Consider the following 19,530-nt stretch of genomic DNA (forward strand, 5'->3'; position numbering starts at 1 on the left):
ACGACAGTGCACCCGCTCAGGCTCATCGCCGTCGCGCAGGGCGTGCGGCGCACCTCCACCATTCGCGCGGGCGAGCTCCACTCCGTCGCGCTCGGGGGCGCGGGGGACGACTCACCGTCTGCGAGGCCGGGCCAGGCTCACGTGATCAGCAGCCACAGCAATGCGATGACGAGCCCCGCGAAGCAAGTGACGCAGATCCAGATCGACGCCTTCTTGAACAATTTTTCCGCCGGTTTCGAGCTCGTCGACGGTTGCGCCGGTGCTGACATTGCCGTCGCCGGCGCCGGCTCGGCAGCGGGTGGTCGAACCTCGGCGCCCGGTTGAACTCCGACCGGCTCCCGAGGCCGCCGATCTACGAACAGCGGCTCGACTGTCGGAGCCGGGCCTGCCGGTTCGGGCGGCAACAGAAGCGTCGTATCGGCCGGGATCGGCGGTGTGACGATTGTCGCCGGCGGCGGCTCGTCGCCCGCAGTGGCTCGCGGGATCGGTATGGGGACGGCTGCGCTCGCCTTCGCTCGGGCCAACGCGAGCGGACCGATGAGCGGCTTTCCGGACGCGGTCCTCTGTTGGCCGCCGACATTTGCGACGTCCGCTCGCACGACCTCGGTCGAACGGGAGACCGAAGGGATGAGCTCGGTCCTGTCGGTGAGCGGAGGGGCCGGATTCGGCGCGACCGGAGGAAATATCTCCGTCCTGTCGGTGAGCGGAGGCGCCGGATTCGGCGCGACCGGGGGGAATATCTCCGTCTTGTCGGTGAGCGTAGCTGCCGGTTTCGCCGCGACCGGAGGGAATATCTCGGTCCTGTCACGAATCGCAGATACCGGATTCGGCGCGACCGGAGGGAGGAGCTCGGTTTTTCGGCGCTCGCAGGTTTCGCCGCGACCGGAGGCAGGAGCTCGGTTTTTCGGCGCTCGTAGGTTTCGCCGCGACCGGAGGCAGGAGCTCGATTTTTCGGCGCTCGCAGGTTTCGCCGCGACCGGAGGCAGGAGCTCGGTCCTTTCGCGAATCGCAGGTGCCGGAGTCGGCGAGGCCGGAGGGAGGAGCTCGGTCCTGCCGTCGAGCGCGGGCGGCCGCAGCCGGTAGACCTCCGATCCGGGCATCAGCGGAGCCGCCGACGCCGCGGCAGAAGCTGCCGATGGCCGCGCCGGCTGAATCGCTCCATTCGCCAGAGCCGGTCCCGATCCATCGCCAGCCCTCGGCTTCGTCCGCGGCCTCGCGGACGGCGGCGCCGAGAGGATCGAGACCGGGGAAATCTCGGGTTTGGGCGTATGTCGCGGAGCCGCCGCGGGCGTCGTCCCGTCGCTCAGCAATTCGCGGAGCCCCGCGCGCATCGCCGCGAGCTCGGGCCGCTGTGCCGGATCTCGCGACAACGCCCTGGCCATGAACGCATCCACCGACTGCGGCACCGCGGCGAGCGAGAGCAGCCGCGGAGGCGTCTTTCCGGCCGACTTCTGTCCCGAGATCAGCTCGGTCAGGATGACCGCGAGCGTATATACGTCGCTGCGCGCGTCGCCGCCGCCTTGCTGCTGCTCCGGCGCCCGATAGCCCGCCTCGTCAGGGCGGTCGAGCTCCAGCTCGGCCATCCCGAAATCGAGCACCCGGACGTCGTCGCGGACAGTCACCCCGCAACGCGACGGCGTCAGGACCCGATGAGCGACGCCCGTCGCTGCGAGGGCCGCGAGCAGGACCTCGGCCGCGCGCTCGCCGAGCGTCAGGGCGCGCCGCCACGGCATCGGCCCCTGGTCGCGCAATTGGTCGAATCCGCGGAACATCTGCGGCTCGGCCAGGCAGAACGGCGGCACCGGTGGCGCGCTGACCACCCCCTGCGGCAGCACCAGCCCCGCGATCTTACCGGCCGTCGCCGCAGCGACGATTCGGGCGAACGCAGCCCACGCGTTCGGGTGCGCCCGCGTCGGGTCGAGCAGCAACAGCGCGACGTCGAGGCCCGCATGGTGATCGAGCGCCAGGAACGACCGTACCGCGCCGTCGCTCCGGAGCGGCGACATGAGCTCATAGCGACCGGCGAAGCGCTCGCCGATCTGCGGTGAGGACGAGGTCGACACGCCGACGAATGTTTAGCATGCACGTGATCGTCGATGTCCGTAAATTGGCGGATCTCGATGTCCGCCGTGTTCGCATGCGCGCGGCGCGATCTCGGGCGCGCGCATCGGTCGCAGCGCCCGTCTCGGTCGCCGCGCCCGGAACATGATAAGATCACCAATCCATGCCCGACGCCGCTCGAATCAGCGACCTCCACGTGTGCCCGAAGGTCGAGCCCGTCCCGCACGTCGGCGGTCCGATCTTCAGCGGCAGCGCCAATGTGATCATCGGATTCATGCCCGCCGCCCGCGAGGGCGACAGCGTCGTTTGCTATCCGCTCGGTCCGGCCGACAAGATCAGGAAGGGCTCGGCGACCGTGCTGATCAACAGTCGCCCCGCTGCCCGCAGGTCCGACCCATGTGTACACATTTCCGGCGACCTGATCGCCACCGGCTGTCCGACGGTCGTGATCGGCGACTCCACGCAGGCTTTCACCTTCCGCGGCGCCGCCCGGCGCGGCACCCCGTTCTGCGAGGAATGCGAGCGCCGGCGCCGTGAAATGGACACCCACGACGACTCCGCCGAGATCTTCCCGCCCGATCCCCACACCGCGACCGCCGACGACGACCGACCTCCGCCTGGCGCCGCGCTCGGTCGCGGCTCGCTGGCGAGCTCGCTTCTCGACGAGAAGGGGCTCGCCGCCCAGCCGAACCGCGACGACGGTCTCGACACCGAACGGGTCGCCGCCAGACTCGCCGTCGCCTATCGGTTCTGCGCCGCGCACGCTGGCGAGAGGTTCAAGCCGAGCAGGATGACCGCGCACATCCGCGCGATCGACCTCTCGCAACCCGTCGAGGTGATCACGGTCGCGACCCACACGCTTCACCGGCGCGGTGGCTCGGGCGGGGACGACGGCGAGTACTTCACGTTCGGCCCGAACCCGACGCCCGAACCAGCGGGGCTCTCCGCGCTCGTCCCCGGGTCCGGCGGAACACATGTCCCAAGAGACAGCCGCGCCGCCGGTCCCGGCGAAGCCCCTGCGTTCGGCCTCAAGAGCACCGCCGCCTCGCGGGTCGACACCTGGACCTCCCCGAAGACCGCCGCGGATCCCGGCGAGCAGCTCCCGCGCGCGGGCACGCAGGTGTACGTCCCGCGGATCGTCGACGTCTCCGGCCGTGACGGCTGAGGCAGCACCATGGCCGACCTGATGCGGATCCTGTCGCGCGACGCCTTCGCCGAGGTCCTCAACGAGGCACGCCGACGCACCCGGACGCTCGACCCCTCCCGATGGCCGCTGCTGCCGCAGATCGAGGCCCAGCTCCAGTTCATCGCCGAGAAGACCCAGAAGGGCCGCGTGCCTCACGAGGACGATCGCCTGCGCACCACCCTCGGGCCGCTCGCGGCTTGCAACCTCGAAGGCATCGACCCCGAGTACGCCGACCAGCTCGAAGAGATCGACTACACATTCCGCCGCTACCCGCAATTGCCCTCCGGCCCGCCCGTGCGCCGCCGCGGGGTCTTGCAGGTGTGGTCCGGGCGCGAGACCTACCGCAAGCTGGTGCTCGACCTCGGCGTCCCGCGCACCGTCGGCAGCGCCGACGCCGACTTCGTCGTCCATGGCGACCCCACTGGCTCCCTGCACTTTCAGATCGTCTGGGACGGCGTCAGCGCCCACGTCCTGGCCGAAGGCTCGCACCGCCTCTCCATCGCCGGTGAGCCCGCCTGGTACGGCGAGATGGCCAACCGCGGCTGGATGACCGCAGTTCGCACGACCTATCGCTTCCTGGTGGAAGACCGCACCCCGCCCTCCGAGCCCGTCGCCCCCTCCGCCGCCGCCCTCGCGGCCCTCACCGAGCTCGAGCGCCGCCGCGACACCGGCAAGCTCTACGCCATCATCGACGCCGCCCGCTCCGACCGCGCCCTCCAGCTCGTCGAGGAGAGCATCGACCCCTACGCCTCGCTCTACGACGGCGAACTGGGCCGCGCTTTCGACGACATCGCCCCCTACCTCGTCCACCTGCAACCGAGCTCGCGGCTGCTCGAGCGCCTCGTCACCGAGGGCTGGGGCGACGCCTGGGGCATCTATGCCGAGAGCGGCGCCGGCTTCGACAAGGTCCGCCGTCACTTTCGCCAATTCCTCAAGGTCGAAGTCGAGGGTGAGGCAAGGCCGATGTTCTTTCGCTTCTACGACCCACGGGTGCTCCGCACCTTCGCCGAGGCGATGACGCCCGAGCAGAGATCGGAACTTCTCAAGACAGTCGACGTAATCCTATTCGAACGACCCGCTCCCGACCTGCGGATGGGCGTCCTCGAGTGAGATCGCGCCGGACGAGGCAGAGGATCGACGGCGAGCGATGTTGAAGATCAGCGCCATGCAGCGGGGGATGTTCGAACGCGCGGCGCTCGCGGACTTCGTGGCGCGCATGTCGGCGCACCTCGAGCGATTCAGCCCGCGGCACCGACGGATCGTCGGCGACCCCGAACTCGGCGAGCTGATCGTCGCCGGCCACAAGCGAGCCGAGCTCTACGGCCTGGCATCCGAGCGCAGCGCGCGGATCTACATCGAGCTGACGCTCATGTTCGGCGTCGGCTTCGACACCGATCCGCAGCACGTGTGGGCGGTGGAGCCGCTGCGCGCGGACGACGACGAGTACAGGCGGGTCGACCGGCTCCGCGACGCGGCCTGGCGCCACCTCGACCGCACGGCCGGCGACGACCTCGACGCCGCCGGGCGCTCGCAGCCCGGTCGGGCGGCAGCCCGCTGCAGCACTTCGCCCGGCCCGAACGCGGCCTGATCGACGACGCGGGGCTCGACCTGCAGGCCCGCCTGCTCGCGCTGCTCCGCCGGGTGTTCCCCGCCAAGTGCGAGGACATCGGCGCGCCGGCGCTGACGCGGACGGTCGAGCAGGCGCTGGCGAAGGCGCGGACCTTCGCGCTGATCACCGAGCGCGGGCAGGCGCTGTTCGTCGGTCTCTCGGTGATCTTCGGCGCCGGTTTTCATGGCGATCCGCAATTCACGTGGGCCGGGCGGGCGCTCGCCGAGATCGGGGGCGCGAACGAACGGACGCGGATCGAGGCGCTGCTGCGCGGGGCGACCGAGTGCCTCGATCGCTTCTGGGCCGAGGAGGGGTGATGGGATTAGGCAGCGGAGTCCAGCGGGGGAGAGCGAGCGCGGGCCGGCGGCGGCGACCCGCCCGAACAGCACGGTCGAGGCGTGCATGCCCGAGTATCACCTGCACGTCGACGCCGACCGCGACGGCGTGGTCGACGACGATCGCAGCCACAACGACCGCTGGACGTGGGGCCCCGGCAGCAAGGGCGCGATCATCCTGTGCAACAACGACGACGAGGATCGCAGGCGCCGCTGCGACAACGAGGACGGGCAGATCAACGCGGCGCCCGACCCCGACGACATCGCCCCGCTGGTGATCCGGCGCGTGGCCGGGCACCCGCCGGCGCCGGGCTCGTGGCGCGGGTTCCTCGAGGTCTCGGCCGAGGACGCGGCGCGCGTGCGGGTGTTCGCCAGCCGCAACAGCGAGGCGACGCAGGTGCTCGGCGCGGCGATCGGCGACCCGGCTCAGGGCGGCACCGCGGCGGTGCTGAGCTGGCCGCTGCCGGACCTGAACTTCACCGAGAAGGAGCTCGGGGTGGAGGCGGTGATGTACGCTCAGGGCAGCTTCACCGGCGAGGTCGTGATCAAGCTGCGGATCGATCGAGGTGGGGCGGGGACGCACGAGGAGCAGGCCCGGCTGCGGGTCGCGCCGTGGATCGCGTTCAACCACCTCGACCCGACGACGCGGGTGTACGTCGGCGAGGCGGTCGACAACGCGGGGTTTCGCCGCGACCTCGCGGCCCAGGTCGCCGCGGCCGGGCTGCCCGCGCCGGAGGCCGCAGCGCCGCCGTACGGCACGGATCGCTGGTTGCAGGACGCGATGGAGATCGGGTTCTCGAGCCTGCCGCGCACCGGCCCGCTGGCGGCGCGCCACCTGCCGGTCGTGCTGCGCACTGCCAACAATCGCAGCGAGATGCCCTGGGGGGGATCATCGACCGCTACCCGCGCGAGCGCATGCTCGAGCCCGGCTTCGAGTGGGTCCAGGCGATGCCTCCGACCATTGGCGGCAGCCTCGACTCGTTCGGCAACCTCGAGTGCTCGCCGCCGTTCACCCACCGCCGTCGCGGCAAGGAGTACAAGTTCGGCCGCCTGGTCTACGGCGAGCACCCCGACGGCGGCGCCCGGCGCAACATCCAGCCCGAAGTCCTCGATTTCCTGCGCGCACAGCAGGTTCAGGAGCCGTTCGCGCTCGATACCGGGTGGCTGGTGGTCGGTCACGTCGACGAGGTGATGTCGTTCGTGCCGATGAAGAACGCGCCCAAGAAGTTCAAGGTCGCGCTCGCCAGCCCGACGGAAGCGCTGACGATCCTGCGCCGCATGAGGGCGGCGCGGCAGGGCTCCGCGCCGCTGCTGCGGCTCACGCCGCCGCCACCGCGGCCCGATCGGCCAGCGAATGAACCGACGCCGGAGCAGCTGTACGACCAGAACTTCCCGCTGCGCTCGGTCGACGCGATCCTCGACGACCCATTCCACATCGACGTGCAGGATGTCGTGCAGGGCTACATCGACGCCATCAAGACCAAGCTCATGGACGAGCTCGACCTGGAAACCAGCGACTTCATTTCGCTGCCGGTGCTGTTCACGATGGACGAGTCGCTGTTTGTCGCGTACACGCCAGGGGTGGTCAACATGCTGGTATTGACCAAACCCGACAAGACGGTGCGGCTCGTGATCCCCAAACCGTTCGGGCCGGAGGTCGACGGGGTGTGCCAATCGAAACAGCATCCGCGCCACGCTCGGGCCGCCGGCCGAGACCGGCGTCGACCTCGAGTTCGTCGACGACTTCTTCACGTATCACGTCAATTACGGCGAGATCCACTGCGGGACCAACAGCAAGCGGGCACCGCCGATCGATCGGTGGTGGTGGGAGCAGCAGGTATGACGCTGAAATGGCCAGAGTTCGTGGCCCTGCGGGGGCTCCACGGCGAGGACTACGCGCGCCAGCGTGACCTCGTGCTCGCCGACCCGACGGCGGCGACGACCTACCTGCCGACGTACGCCGGCGACCCCGACTGGCTGTGGCGGACGCTGGCGGCGATCGTCCGCGGCTGGAGCGAGCACGCGGCGCTGTATCGGCAGGTGCTCGCGGAGCTCGACCAGGTCGACGTCGCCGCCGAGGGCAGGAAGATCACCGGCATCACGCGGATCTGGACCCGGTACCGCATGAGAGCCCGCGATGTCTACGGGCCGGCGATCTTGCCGCTGTGCTGGGAGGTGATCCTCGAGTTCGGCGACCTGTGGCCGCGCTGGAAGGTGATCACGTTCCTCGAGATGATCGGCGCCGTGCCCCGGACGGAGTCGGTCGAGCCGGTGCTCACGTTCATGCAAGAGGTCGCGCCGATCGACTTCATCGAGGCGGCAGTCAACACGCTGCGCGACCTCCCGACCGCCGACGTGCAGCCGGCCCTGGCGGCGCGGATGCTCGTGGTCGAGGCGGCGGTCCACGCCCGCGGCAGCCTCGACCCGCGCAGCGCGGAGCTCCTGCGCCTCTGGTCCAAGCTGCGCCAGGAGGCCGCGGGCGGCCTGAAGCCGCCGCCTTGACCCGGTGCGAGCATGGCTCGGACGACGATCGCCGGGCGCCGCTCACGGCAAAGAAGCCGATGCGCACCCGTCGTCTTCAGAGCTTGCGACGCGGCCGGAGCCCTTGCTGCCATGCGCCGCGAGGCCCATGCACCGGCGCCGTGCCGCTCGCAGGCCGCTTCGCAGGCCGTCCCGCGTCACGACCACACCCTGCGCCGCCAGCCGGTCGAGCGCCTCGCGCCACGGCAGCCCGGCGACGGACAGCAGGAGCGCGTCCCGCTCCAGCGCGGCCACGGCGCGGCGCGCGTTCGAGGCCTGGCGTGGCGCCGCGCCGCGATGACGCTCCGCGAGCAGCAGCCGCTGCGCACCTTCGAGCGCCGCATGGCCGCACAGCTCTGCGCCATCGCTGAGCCGGAGCTTCAAGTCCGGGATGTCGGCCGTGCACAGCTCCCCTTCGAGCCGCGCCGTCGAGCCGTCGAAGAATGCGCGAACCCTGGGCTCGACGTCACGGCTCAGCGGATTTCCTCGGATGGATCGACCCCGGAGAGCTCGCGCTCCTGATCGATCAGCGCCGACAGACGGGGACGCAGCGCGTGCTTGCGGGCGAGGTGCTTCGCAGCCGCGACGATGCTCCGCGGCGCGAAGGAGATCGATCGTTCGAGGAGCACCACGAGCGCGTCTGCGGCGATGTCGCGTGCAGCGTCGGCGTGCGCGAGGCCGCCGCTCGATCGTAATGCCTGCCGCGCGGCGCGGCGCGCGAGCTCGAGCGCCGCCGCAGGCTGGAGCTGAGCCGCGCCCGGGACCGGACCCGCATCGGAGCAGCTCTCGGCGGCCGGTCGGGGCCTATGCCAACCTCGGCGACCCGGCTGCGCCCTCGACTCGGAGGTACGGACGGGCCAACGATGACTCGGGCGGGCCGCCGCGCGCCAGGACCCAGCGCGACACCGATTCCGACGAATTCGGACATGGAGAGGCTCCTCTTTCCTGTGAGATTGTCCTGAAGCCCCATTGCGGGCCGATCGGTGGATCGAGACGCGCCAATCCGGGCTTCGTCGCGCGGATGGGAGGCGCGTGACGCTCACGGGTAAAGAGCGACGACTTTCCCGTTGCGATCCAAAATTCTCCGATCTTTCTTCTCACCCGCGGAGAGGGCTCATCTTCGCGCCCGGGCGAGCCGAGGTCGCTGCGAAAGCCGCGGCGTCGCCATGAACGCGCCGCACCGCGCGCCGCATCGCGTCGGCCTCACACAGCCCGGATATCACCGGGTGCAAGAGGGACGAGCGCCGGCACCGACGCCGCGCGCTCGTACACCCGAAGACGGATCACAACCATACGAGCGTCGCCCAGCCGACGCGCGAATCGAAGGAGAGGAAGCCATGGCGGATCAGAAACTGACGTTCTCGGTAGATTGTGCCACGATCTGGGACACCTACAACAACGGCAACGACACCCTGGACAGCCCCGGCTGGCTCAGCCACACCGGCAACAACGGCCAGGTCGTGCTCTACGTGAACTACATCCTGCAGTCGGACGTGCAGACGCACGTGCAGATCGCCCTCGGCGACGACGTGTCCATCAACGCGGTGAACCGCTCGGAGCAGGACAACTACAAGTGCGCGGTCGTGCGGTTCAATGCGATGAACTTCAACGGCAACCAGCTCTCGCTCGACACGATGAACAACGACGACCTCACGCCCATCGACCTGCCCGAGTTCATCAGCCTGCCCGCCACCCTGCCCTACCTCGACTACGACCCCAGCACGTCGCAGACCGGCACCGGATGGGTGCGCAACACCATCGATTACGGCAACAATCCGATCGGCGTCATGACGACGCGGAACTCGATCGTCAAGAGCACCGGTCTGCGGGTCCCGTCCATCAAGTTCACGGCGCTGAACCGGGGCTTGATGCAGTACCGGGTCGAGATCGCCGTCTCGTATCAAGGCTCGGCGCCGCGGTACTACTCCTTCGATCCGTTCCTGCAGATCGGCTAGCCCGCGCCGACCCTGTCCACCCCGCCCCGCGCCCGGAGGCCCTCGTGGCCCCGCGGGCGCGAGGCCCTTCCCATCAGGAGCGACCGATGTCCCAACCACAACGAAGCCAGAGCGATGGTCTTTCCGCCCAGCACGGGTTCTTCGTGCTCTCGCGGGCGTTCCCCTACGTCTCGGACGAGGGGTTCACGTTCAACCTGATCCTCATCTACCACTCCGCGGTGTTCAAGATGCCGGCGCACGCCTACCAGATGGCCATGCTCGCGTCGTTGCCCGACGACGTCGCGGCCGCGCTCAACGCCGACATCGACCGGTACGGCGAGGACAGCCTCATCAGCAGCGGCGGCTACATGCGGATCTTGCACAACACCGCGCCCCTGACGCTGCAGAGCATCGCGGACGCCGAGCCGACCATGGACGCGCCGTACGACTTCCAGGCCTCCCTCAAGCGCAAGGGGCCCGACGACTACCCCGAGTTCGGGCCCAACCCGTTCGTGATGTCGGTCCGGAAGATCCTCTACTTCCGTCCCTTCGACCCCGACGAGCAGTACCCGTCGGAGAGCAAGTACATCTTCTTGCCGGCCCCCGACGGCACCTGCTACGTGGCCCATTACCTCGCCCGCTACACCGACTTCGACTCCATCCAAAAGGGCGGGGCCTACCCGCCGTGGGGCGCACCCCCGCGGGATGGCTGGGACGAGCAGAACGCGTTCGCCGAGGTGCTCCTGCCGGGGGTCCCGCCCTATCAGGGCGGCGATCTGCCGCGACTGAGCCCGCTCGCCGTCGGGCAGAGCTACTCGTTCGTGCGCGTCGTCGACGGCACCTCGACCGTCGAGCAGGCGATCCGGCGCAGCTCCTGGTTCGACACCACCGTCATCAACGGAGACATGTGAGCGATGTCGGCCGAGAAAGCGACGCAGGGCGATGAGCTGTCGGCAGCGCACGAGTTCCTCGTGCTCTCGCGGCCGCAACGATTGACCCTCGACCAGGGCTACACGATCGATCTCACCCTCCTTTACCACGCCTCGGTGTTCACGGCGCCGGCGCAGGCCTATCAGATGGCCATGCTCGTCTCCCTGCCCGAGGACGCCGCAAACGCGCTCGACGCAGATCTCGCCGCGTACGGAGACAATGGCCTGCTCACGAGCGGCGGCTTCATGCGGGTCCTGCAGAGCACGCAGGACCTGACGCTGCAGACGATCGCGGACGCCGCGCCGACCATGGACTCCCCGTACCAATTCCAGGCCACCCTCGAGCGCAAGGGGGCCAGCGGCAGCGTCGGATTCGGGCCCTCTCGGTTCATGGCCTCGGTGCGGAAGATCCTCTACTTTCGCCAGCTCGACCCCGACGCGCAGTATCCGTCACAGAGCAAGTACATCTTCTTGCCGAGCCCCGACGGCGCCTGCCACGTGGCTCACTACCTCACCCGGCGCCCCGACTTCGACGCCATCCAGACGGGCGGCGACTACCCGCCCTGGGCGGACGCGCCGGGGGAGACCTGGGACGACAAGAATCGCTTCCTCGAGGTGCTCTTGCCGGGAGTACCGCCATACCAGGGCGGGACGCTGCCGAATCAGAGCCCGCTCGCCGTCGGACAGAGCGACTCGTTCGTCCGAGTGTTTGACAGCTCGACCGTCGAACAGACGATCCAAAAAAGCGCCTGGTTCGACACCACCACCATCAACGGAGACGACCCCGTGGATTCGCAAATCGTCAGCGTCGCCATCTACCCGGGCATCGGGGTGGCGCGAATCGGGAACAGCGACGAGTACTTCATCGGCCCCGAGGTACCCACCCCCGTCGCCCAGCAGCCGGGCTTCTACCGCGACCAGCAGGGCGCCCTGAAGCGCCAGGCCGCGCGCTTCCGCATCTACGGGCTCGACGCGAACGGCAACGTCGTCCGCGAGATCACGGCCGCCGAGGCGCAGATCACCTGGACGGTGCAGGTCGCCAACAAGAAGGCGTCCTGGTATCAGTTCGGCGTCGCGCTCGACCTGCCCGAGTCGGTGCCGGTCAGTCGCCGCAACGCGCTGATCAAGGGCGACGACCGCAAGAAGCTCGAGATCACCCCGGCCCCGGCGTCCATCACCGGCGCGTCGCAGACTGACTTCGCCGCGCACCAGCTCGCGGGCCAGTTCTTCGGCAAGTCGGTCGTCCTGGCCGAGCTCGGCACCGACGAGGCCGGCCGACTCCTCTTCCTCGGCGGTCGCGGTCAGTCGATCCCGGCCGTAGACGGCGGCAGGGCCTACACGTACGGCAACAACGACGGCTACTGCGACGACACCTGCGACGGCGTCATCCAGGCCACCGTGAAGCTCGGCCAGCAGACCCTGCAAGCCAAGCCGGCCTGGGTCGTCGTGGCGCCGCCCAATACGCGCCGGACCTCAAGTCGATGGTCACGCTCTACGACATCCTCGCGAATACCTACACCGGCCAGTGGTGGCCGCAGAAGGCGCGGCCGTCGTTCACGAGCGACATCTACCCGATCCTCGAGCGCTTCAGCGCCACGCAGTGGGTGAACAAGGGCTTCGCCGCGCAGTTCGGCTGGAAGGGGCCCAACTACTTCCCGGACCAGCTCGACGTGCTCGCGGCGCCCGGCCAGGAGTTCGCCGCCCAGCGACGGATCCTCTTCAATCAGTTCCGCTACCCGCGGCGCTTCAACAGCAAGATCCGCCTGACCGCGCCCGACAACACCGGCCTGAGCGGCGGCATCAGCATCGCCGAGTGGCCGTCGTACTACGGCGACGCCACTGCCTTCAGCGACCCCACCAGCGACGCCTATATGGCGGTCACCGAGCTGCAATACCAGTACCTCTGGCAGTGGGCGAACGGCGACTTCGACGCGGACTGGCGGGGCGCCCCGCCCGCGGCCCCGACGTCGATCGACCAGGTGCCCGTGCAGGATCAGCCCGCGACGCTGGACCGCGCGGCGATGGAGTTCTGCCTGGGCGGGCCCTTCCACCCCGGCTGCGAGGTGACCTGGCCCATCCGCAACTACACCATGTTCACCGAGCCGTTCCGGATCCGCACGTGGCCCGACGGTGTGGCCAATCAGGACTACGGCGACCAGCTCTCGCCCGAGCAGGTCTATGTGCAGGGTCGCGGGGCCACCGTCGGCGGGCCGCTCTATTTCAACGGCCCCGGGGACCTGACCCGCTGGATGGCCGTCCCCTGGCAGACCGACACCGCGAGCTGCCGCTCGGGGTACGTCCCGGAGTACGACCCCTACCTGCCCACCTTCTGGCCGCACCGCGTCCCCAACCATGTGCTCACCGAGGCCGCGTACCGGCAGATCATGGCGGCCACGACCCCCGAGGACGCCATGGCGGCCTTCCAGGGGCGCGAGGTCTGGTACCGCTGGCTCGGCGCCGACGACGATTACCAGGGCCAGCTCGAGACGATGATCCAGCGCTTCGGCGACCTGGGGATCGTCGAGCGCTTCCCGGGCCGACGAACGTCAACAACATGCCGGCGGAGCTCTACGTGGAGACGGGCGTGCAGTTCACGGGGGAGGCCCCGCTCACGGTCCCGCACAACGCGAGCGCCCGCCCGTTCGTCGGCTACCCGCACAAGAGGGAGGACTGAAATGACGACAGCGCACGACGAACCTCGCGCGTTCGACGTGGCGGTCATCGGCGGCGGCCCAGCCGGTGCGGCGGCCGCTCTGACCCTCGCGCGCGCGGGGCGTCGGGCGCTGCTCGTCGACGCGACCCCCGCCGGCCTCGGCTTCGCGGCCGGCGAGGGCCTGCCCCCCGCCGCGGTCCCTCTGCTGCACGATCTCGGGGCGCTCGAGGCATTCCTCGCCGACGAGCACCTGCCGTCGTACGGCAACGAGAGCGTGTGGGGCGGGCCCTCGCCCGTGATCCACGATTTCCTCCGCGATCCGCGGGGCCACGGCTTTCACCTCGACCGCGCTCGCTTCGACGCCACCCTCCGCCGCCGCGCGCGAGAGGAGGGGGTCGAGGTCCGCGCCGCGACGCGCCTCCATACATTCGTGCGCGACGACGCCGGGGGCTTCCGGCTCGCGTTGAAGGGCGACGAGGGCGCGGCCGCGGAGGCCCGCTGCGCGTTCATCGTCGACGCCACCGGCCGGGCCGCGTCCGTGGCACGCCGGCTCGGCGCGCGCCGAATTCAGGACGACGCGCAGATCGCAATCATCGCAGTCCACGAGCGCGACGAGCAGGCGGAGCCTTGCGATCGGGACAGCCTCACCCTGGTCGAGTCGGTCCCCGAGGGCTGGTGGTACACGGCCCTGTTGCCGCGGCGGCGGCGGGTCGTGGTCTTCTTGACGGACGCAGATCTGCCCGCCGCCCGCGTCGCCGCGACGCCCGCGGGGTTCGACGAGCTCCTGGCCCGCACCCGCCGGGTCCGCGCAAGGCTCGAGGCGGCTCCCTACCGGCGAATCCTCGGACCGCGCGGCGGCCCGGCCTCGACCTCGCGGCTGGCACAGGCGCACGGAGCGGGCTGGGTGGCCGTCGGCGACGCCGCGATGGCCTTCGATCCGCTGTCGTCGCAGGGCATCCTGACCGCCCTCTATGCCGGGCTCCGCGTGGGGCTCGCGCTCCACGCCGAGCTCGGAGGAGCTGCCGGCAGCGTGGCGCGAGAGAGCGCGGCGCTGGGCCGCATCCACGAGGTCTACCGCGAGCGCAGGCGCCTCATCCACGCCGAGGAGCGGCGCTGGCCGGAAGCGCCCTACTGGCTGCGCCGGCTCACGCTGCCGGAACTGGACGCGGCGGGAGAGGAAGCGAGCTCGGGCCGATGAGCTGCTCCGACTCCGCGTGAACGCGACTCCGCCGAAATGAAGTGTGTATAGCTGCACATGACCTTTCGGACATATCACAAGAGCACCGACCCCGGGGTCGCGGCGGGAACCGCTCCACCAGCTCCGCGGTGCGGCCGGTCTCGCGGGTCTCGCCGCCCGAGGAGCTGGCGCTCCTGCGGGAAGCGCTCCGGGCGGCCGTCGATTCCACCGGAGTCGCTGCTAAAGGCGACGCGAGTTCTTCGCGCTGGTCGTGGGCCAGGCGAAGGCCGCCGGGCTGATGAGCAACGAGCACTTCTCGGTCGACGGCATGCAACGAACGAGCGGAAGGTTCGGCCGTCTCCACCGCGACCATGCTCGCGCGCGGCGATCTCGCCCGACGGGCAAGCGTCGAGTGCCGCGAGATGGTCGATATGCGCCTGAGGGACGAGCGCCACCGAACTCGACCAAACCCGCTCCGACCACGAACCGCTCCCCCGGCGCCGGGGCGAGGAGCGTCGACACGACATCGGCCTCTGCAGGGGCACTTCGTGTGCGTGGCGGCGCCACAGCCTCAATGACGACGGGGCCGAACGCGGGCGGGCGGCCTGGGCTACCCTCTTCGTGGCATCGTCGTCTTCGCCGCCCTATGGGAGACGCGGGCGCGGCGCCCTGGTGCGGCTCGGACCGCCATCATGCTCCCCTCCGCCCCGTATACGATCACCGAGCTTCTCTCGCGGGGGAGCAGGACCGTCCTGTATCGCGCGGTCAGGAACGCGGATGGTTGCCGCGTCGTCCTCAAGGTGCTCGATGTGCGGCGCAGCCGTCCGGAGGACCGCGAGCGATTGAAGCACGAGTACGAGCTCGGCAAGCAGCTCCACACGCCAGCCGTCGTCCGGGCGCTCGCCCTCGACGCGTATCAGGGCATGCCGGCCCTCGTCATGGAAGACTTCGGTGGGCAACCGCTGGATGCGTTGCTCGGCGCGCCGCTGGCCGTGGACCGGTTCCTCCCGCTGGCGATCGGCATGGCGAGGGCGCTCGCGGATCTCCACGAGCAGGGCGTGGTCCACAAGGACCTCAAGCCGCACAACATCCTCGTCAATCTCGCCACCGGCGAGATCAAGATCGCCGACTTCGGGCTCGCGTCCCGCCTCCCGCGCGAGCACCGACCCCCGCAGCCTGCGGACCTCATCGAGGGCTCGCTGCCCTATCTGTCGCCAGAACAGACGGGACGCACCAACCGAGCGATCGATAGTCGCGCCGATCTCTACTCTCTCGGCGTCACCTTCCATCAGATGCTCACGGGGGAGCTGCCCTTCGCGGCGAAAGATCCGGTGGGATGGGTCCACTGTCACGTGGCCCGCGCCCCACCATCCGTCGCAGAGAGCGTCCCCGAGGTGCCCGAGACGCTGGCGCGGATCGTCCTGAAGCTCCTCTCGAAGATGCCCGAGGACCGCTATCAGCACGCGCGCGGGCTGCGGAGCGATCTGGAGCGGTGCCTCGCGGAATGGAGGGAGCGCGGAATCATCGATCCCTTCCCGCTGGGAGAGCGCGACGCCTCGGGCCGTCTCCAGATCCCGGAGAAGCTGTACGGGCGGGCTTCGGAGCGAGCGCTGTTGCTTCAGGCCCTGGGTCGGGTCATCGACACAGGGACGCCCGAGCTCTTGCTCGTCTCCGGCTACTCCGGGATTGGCAAGAGCGCTCTCGTCCGCGAGCTCGAAGCGCCCGTCGCCCGGGCGCGAGGCTTTTTCATCTCGGGGAAGTTCGATCAGTACAAGCGCGAGATCCCCTATGCCACGCTCGTCCAGGCGTTCGGGGAGCTCGTGCTCGAGATCCTCGCCGAGAGCGAGCCGCAGATCGCCGCGTGGAGGCAGCGCCTCCACGACGCGCTCGGAGCCCATGGCCAGCTCATCGCAGACGTGATCCCGCAGGTCGAGCTCGTGATCGGGCGGCAACCGCCGGCGCCCGAGTTGCCGCCGGCCGAGGCGCAGCATCGGTTTCGCCTGGTGTTCCGTCGCTTCATCGGAGTGTTCGCCCAGGAGGAGCACCCCCTGGTGCTGTTTCTCGACGACCTCCAATGGGCCGACTCGGCGAGCCTCGGGCTGCTCGCGGATCTGGTGACTCACGCGGAAGTCCGCCACATCCTCGTCGTCGGAGCTTTCCGCGACAACGAGGTCACTCCTTCCCACCCGCTCCTGCTGACCGTCGACGATGCGCGGAGGGCGGGAGTCCGCGTCACGGACATCGTGCTCGGCCCGATCGCGCAGGAGGACCTCGGTATGTTCCTCGCCGATGCGCTCCATTGTCGACCGGAAGAGGCCGCGCCGCTCGCGGCGCTGGTCCACGAGAAGACGGCCGGCAACCCCTTCTTCGCCATCCAGTTCGTCGACTCGCTCGACGAAGAAGGCCTGATCCGGTTCGACGGGGGCACGGGAGCGTTCCGCTGGGACGTCACGGAGATCCGCAAGCAGAGCTTCACCGACAACGTGGTCAAGCTGATGGTCGGGAAGCTCAAGCGGCTGTCGCCGGCGACCCAGGACGCGCTGAAGCAGCTCGCGTGTCTGGGAAACACCGCAGAGGACGCCCACCTGACGCTGGTCCAGGGCGGCTCGGAGCAGGACGCGCAGGCCGCCCTCGCGGAGGCCGTTCAAGCAGGGCTCGTCCTCCGCATGCCCGGCGCGTACAAATTCCTCCACGATCGCGTCCAGGAGGCGGCCTATTCGCTCATCCCGGCCGGCGAGCGGGCGGCGATGCACCTCGGGATCGGCAGGCAGCTCGCCTCGCGCACGCCCCCTGAAGAGCTCGCGGAGAAGATCTTCGAGATCGTGAACCAGCTCGACCGGGGCGCCGCGCTGATCACCTCGCCGGCGGAGCGAGAGCGGGTCGCCGAGCTCAACCTCATCGCGGGCAAGCGCGCCAAGGGGTCGACCGCGTACGCCTCGGCGCTCACGTATTTCGCCGCAGGTGCGGCGCTCTTGCTCGAGGACAGCTGGGAGCGCCGGTACGACCTCGCCTTCGCGCTCGAGTTCCACCGAGCCGAATGCGAGTTCCTGACGGGCGAGTTGACGGCGGCGGAACAGCGGCTCTCGACGCTTTCACCCCGCGCCGGCAACCTCGTCGACAGCGCCGCTGTCACGTGCGTGCGCATGGCTCTCTACCTGACTCTCGATCGGAGTGACCGGGCCATCGAGGTCTGCCTCGAATACCTGCGGCGCATCGACGTGCAGTGGTCGCCGCACCCCGCGGAGGACGAGGTGCGGCAGGAGTACGAGCGGCTGTGGCGCAAGCTGGGCAGCCGCGCGCTCGAGGAGCTCATCGATCTGCCGCCGCTGACCGATCCGGCCATTCGCGCGACCATGGACGTCCTCATGGAGGCGCTGCCGCCGGCCATGTTCTCCGACAATAACCTGCTCTTCCTCGTCATCGGTCGCATGGGGAACCTCAGCCTCGAGCACGGCAACTGTGACGCATCGAGCTACGCCTATGTCTGGCTCGGCATGATCCTCGGAACGCATTTCGGCGATTATCGGGCCGCCTTTCGCTTCGGCAAGCTCGGCTTCGATCTCGTCGAAACACGCGGGCTGGACCGGTTCAAAGCGCGCGTTTATATGGCCTTCTGGCACTCCGTCAACCCGTGGACGAGGCACGTGCGGACCGGCCTCGAGTGGATGCGACGCGCCTTCGACGCGGCGCAGGAAGCCGGTGATCTCACCTTTGCGGCCTATGTCTGCATGACCTCGCTCACCGACCTTCTCTTCGCCGGCGAGCCCCTCGGCGACGTCCAGCGAGAAGCCGAGCGAGGCCTCGAGTTCGTGCGCAAGGCCAGGTTCGGCCTCATCGTCGACAGCATCATGGGACAGCTCGGGCTCGTCCGAACCCTCCGCGGGCTGACCCCGGACTTCGGCGCCTTCGACGACGCGGAGTTCGACGAGGGCCGATTCGAGCGGCATCTGGAGGGTGATCTGCGCCTGGCCTTCGCCACATGCCTGTATTGGACCAACAAGCTGCAAGCGCGCTACTTCTCCGGCGACCACGGTTCTGCCGCCGCCGCGGCCTTGAAGGCCGAGCCGCTGTTGTGGTCACAGCCTTCCCAGCTCGAGGTCGCGGAGTACCATTTTTTCAGCGCGCTCACGCACGCTGCCCAATACGACGCTACATCGTCCGACGAGCGGCCCCGGCACCTGGCGGCGCTCGCTGCCCACCACCAGCAAATCGAGGTCTGGGCGGAGAACTGCCCGGAAAATTTCGCCAACCGCGCGGCGCTATGCGCCGCCGAGATCGCGCGCATCGGCAGCCGGGAGCTCGACGCGATGCGCCTCTACGAGCAGGCCATCCGCTCCGCCCGCGACAACGGCTTCGTCCACAACGAGGCGCTCGCCCACGAGCTCGCGGCTCGGTTCTACCGGGCGCGAGGGTTCGACGAGATCGCCGACACGTACCTCCGCAACGCACGCGCCGGTTACGCCCGTTGGGGCGCCGACGGAAAGGTGAAGCAGATCGACCAGCAGCATCCTCGCCTCTTCGAGCCGAGGGCCCTCGCGCCCACCGCCACCGTCGCGGTCCGGCCCGTCGAGCTCGATCTCTACTCGGTGACCAAGGCGTCACAGACCATCTCGAGCGAGATCGTGCTCGACAAGCTGGTGCGCACGTTGCTCGAGGTCGTGCTCGAGCAAGGCGGGGCGCAGCGAGCCTGCCTCGTCCTGTGTCGCGACAGGAACCTCTCGATCGAGGCGGAGGCGACCCTCGAAGAGAGGGGTCGTCACCGCCGTCATCGAGGCGGTGCCGTTGGCCTCATCCGGGCACGTCCCCGTGTCGCTCGTCCGCTATGTCGAGCGGACGAAGGAGCGCGTCATCCTGAGCGACGCCGCGGCCGACGCGGGCAAGTTCGCCGGCGACGCCTACTTCGCCCGGCACCGGCCAAAATCGGTCCTCTGCCTGCCCATCCTGCGGCAGACCGCGGTGGCCGGCCTGCTCTACCTCGAGAACAACCTCCTGGCCGGCGCGTTCACACCCGAGAGGCTCGCCGCCCTCTCGCTGCTCGCTACGCAGGCGGCGATCTCCCTCGACAACGCCCAGCTCCTCGCCAAGGAGCGGGCCGCACGCGACGCGGCCGAGGATGAGAAGCGGCG

At 69.5% G+C, this 19,530-nt stretch carries 12 protein-coding genes and 3 pseudogenes; 12 read left to right on the forward strand and 3 right to left on the reverse strand.

All coding sequences use genetic code 11. The annotated features are described in order from the left end of the window. Window positions 1-137: 137 nt before the first annotated feature. Window positions 138-2,063, reverse strand: coding sequence for a serine/threonine-protein kinase (locus OV079_RS29465; protein ID WP_267772287.1), 1,926 nt, complete (start codon window positions 2,061-2,063; stop codon window positions 138-140). Window positions 2,064-2,224: 161 nt separating this feature from the next. On the opposite strand from OV079_RS29465, the gene OV079_RS29470 reads away from it, so the two are divergent. The 6 genes and pseudogenes from OV079_RS29470 (at window position 2,225) to OV079_RS60630 (ending at window position 7,693) form a co-directional block, all read left to right on the forward strand. Then, a complete protein-coding gene (locus OV079_RS29470) occupies window positions 2,225-3,226 on the forward strand; it encodes a PAAR domain-containing protein (RefSeq protein ID WP_267772288.1) in 1,002 nt (333 codons plus the stop codon). A gap of 9 nt (window positions 3,227-3,235) precedes the next feature. Beyond that, on the forward strand, window positions 3,236-4,357 hold the full coding sequence (locus tag OV079_RS29475; protein ID WP_267772289.1) for an immunity protein Tsi6 family protein: 1,122 nt from the start codon (window positions 3,236-3,238) through the stop codon (window positions 4,355-4,357). A gap of 37 nt (window positions 4,358-4,394) precedes the next feature. Beyond that, a complete protein-coding gene (locus OV079_RS29480; protein WP_267772290.1) occupies window positions 4,395-4,835 on the forward strand; it encodes a hypothetical protein in 441 nt (146 codons plus the stop codon). A gap of 53 nt (window positions 4,836-4,888) precedes the next feature. Beyond that, window positions 4,889-5,173, forward strand: coding sequence for a hypothetical protein (locus OV079_RS29485; RefSeq protein WP_267772291.1), 285 nt, complete (start codon window positions 4,889-4,891; stop codon window positions 5,171-5,173). Window positions 5,174-5,258: 85 nt separating this feature from the next. Beyond that, window positions 5,259-6,047: pseudogene (locus tag OV079_RS29490) on the forward strand (protein-arginine deiminase family protein); the annotation flags it as partial. Between the two features lie 92 nt (window positions 6,048-6,139). Continuing rightward, a complete protein-coding gene (locus tag OV079_RS60630; RefSeq protein ID WP_267772292.1) occupies window positions 6,140-7,693 on the forward strand; it encodes a protein-arginine deiminase family protein in 1,554 nt (517 codons plus the stop codon). Between the two features lie 42 nt (window positions 7,694-7,735). On the opposite strand, the gene OV079_RS29500 is transcribed toward OV079_RS60630, so the two are convergent. Then, window positions 7,736-8,095 carry a hypothetical protein gene (locus OV079_RS29500; RefSeq protein ID WP_267772293.1) on the reverse strand — a complete coding sequence of 120 codons (360 nt, stop codon included), beginning with the start codon at window positions 8,093-8,095 and terminating at the stop codon, window positions 7,736-7,738. Window positions 8,096-8,184: 89 nt separating this feature from the next. Further along, window positions 8,185-8,343 (reverse strand): hypothetical protein, encoded by a 159-nt coding sequence (locus OV079_RS29505; protein ID WP_267772294.1) that lies wholly within the window; start codon window positions 8,341-8,343, stop codon window positions 8,185-8,187. Window positions 8,344-9,048: 705 nt separating this feature from the next. Here OV079_RS29505 and OV079_RS29510 point away from each other — a divergent pair. The 6 genes and pseudogenes from OV079_RS29510 to OV079_RS58820 form a co-directional block, all read left to right on the forward strand. Continuing rightward, entirely contained in the window at window positions 9,049-9,666 is a 618-nt protein-coding gene (locus OV079_RS29510; protein WP_267772295.1) for a hypothetical protein, read from the forward strand. Between the two features lie 86 nt (window positions 9,667-9,752). Next, window positions 9,753-10,556 (forward strand): hypothetical protein, encoded by an 804-nt coding sequence (locus tag OV079_RS29515; protein WP_267772296.1) that lies wholly within the window; start codon window positions 9,753-9,755, stop codon window positions 10,554-10,556. Between the two features lie 3 nt (window positions 10,557-10,559). Next, window positions 10,560-12,182: a LodA/GoxA family CTQ-dependent oxidase gene (locus OV079_RS29520; RefSeq protein WP_267772297.1), complete on the forward strand. Its 1,623-nt coding sequence runs from the start codon at window positions 10,560-10,562 to the stop codon at window positions 12,180-12,182. Window positions 12,183-12,244: 62 nt separating this feature from the next. Next, on the forward strand, window positions 12,245-14,425 hold the full coding sequence (locus OV079_RS29525; RefSeq protein ID WP_267778674.1) for a LodA/GoxA family CTQ-dependent oxidase: 2,181 nt from the start codon (window positions 12,245-12,247) through the stop codon (window positions 14,423-14,425). 671 nt (window positions 14,426-15,096) lie between these two features. Continuing rightward, window positions 15,097-16,494 (forward strand): annotated as a pseudogene (locus tag OV079_RS58815) (serine/threonine protein kinase); the annotation flags it as partial. 2,716 nt (window positions 16,495-19,210) lie between these two features. Then, window positions 19,211-19,408 (forward strand): annotated as a pseudogene (locus OV079_RS58820) (GAF domain-containing protein); the annotation flags it as partial. Window positions 19,409-19,530 lie beyond the last annotated feature (122 nt).

This window comes from Nannocystis pusilla (assembly GCF_026626665.1).
Taxonomy (GTDB): Bacteria; Myxococcota_A; Polyangia; order Nannocystales; family Nannocystaceae; genus Nannocystis; species Nannocystis pusilla.

What these genes read in the sequence shown, in the direction of transcription:
- OV079_RS29470 (WP_267772288.1), top strand. Translation starts at nt 2,225, where the DNA reads ATGCCCGACGCCGCTCGAATCAGCGACCTCCACGTGTGCCCGAAGGTC.
- OV079_RS29475 (WP_267772289.1), top strand. Translation starts at nt 3,236, where the DNA reads ATGGCCGACCTGATGCGGATCCTGTCGCGCGACGCCTTCGCCGAGGTC.
- OV079_RS29480 (WP_267772290.1), top strand. Translation starts at nt 4,395, where the DNA reads ATGTTGAAGATCAGCGCCATGCAGCGGGGGATGTTCGAACGCGCGGCG.
- OV079_RS60630 (WP_267772292.1), top strand. Translation starts at nt 6,140, where the DNA reads ATGCCTCCGACCATTGGCGGCAGCCTCGACTCGTTCGGCAACCTCGAG.
- OV079_RS29510 (WP_267772295.1), top strand. Translation starts at nt 9,049, where the DNA reads ATGGCGGATCAGAAACTGACGTTCTCGGTAGATTGTGCCACGATCTGG.
- OV079_RS29515 (WP_267772296.1), top strand. Translation starts at nt 9,753, where the DNA reads ATGTCCCAACCACAACGAAGCCAGAGCGATGGTCTTTCCGCCCAGCAC.
- OV079_RS29520 (WP_267772297.1), top strand. Translation starts at nt 10,560, where the DNA reads ATGTCGGCCGAGAAAGCGACGCAGGGCGATGAGCTGTCGGCAGCGCAC.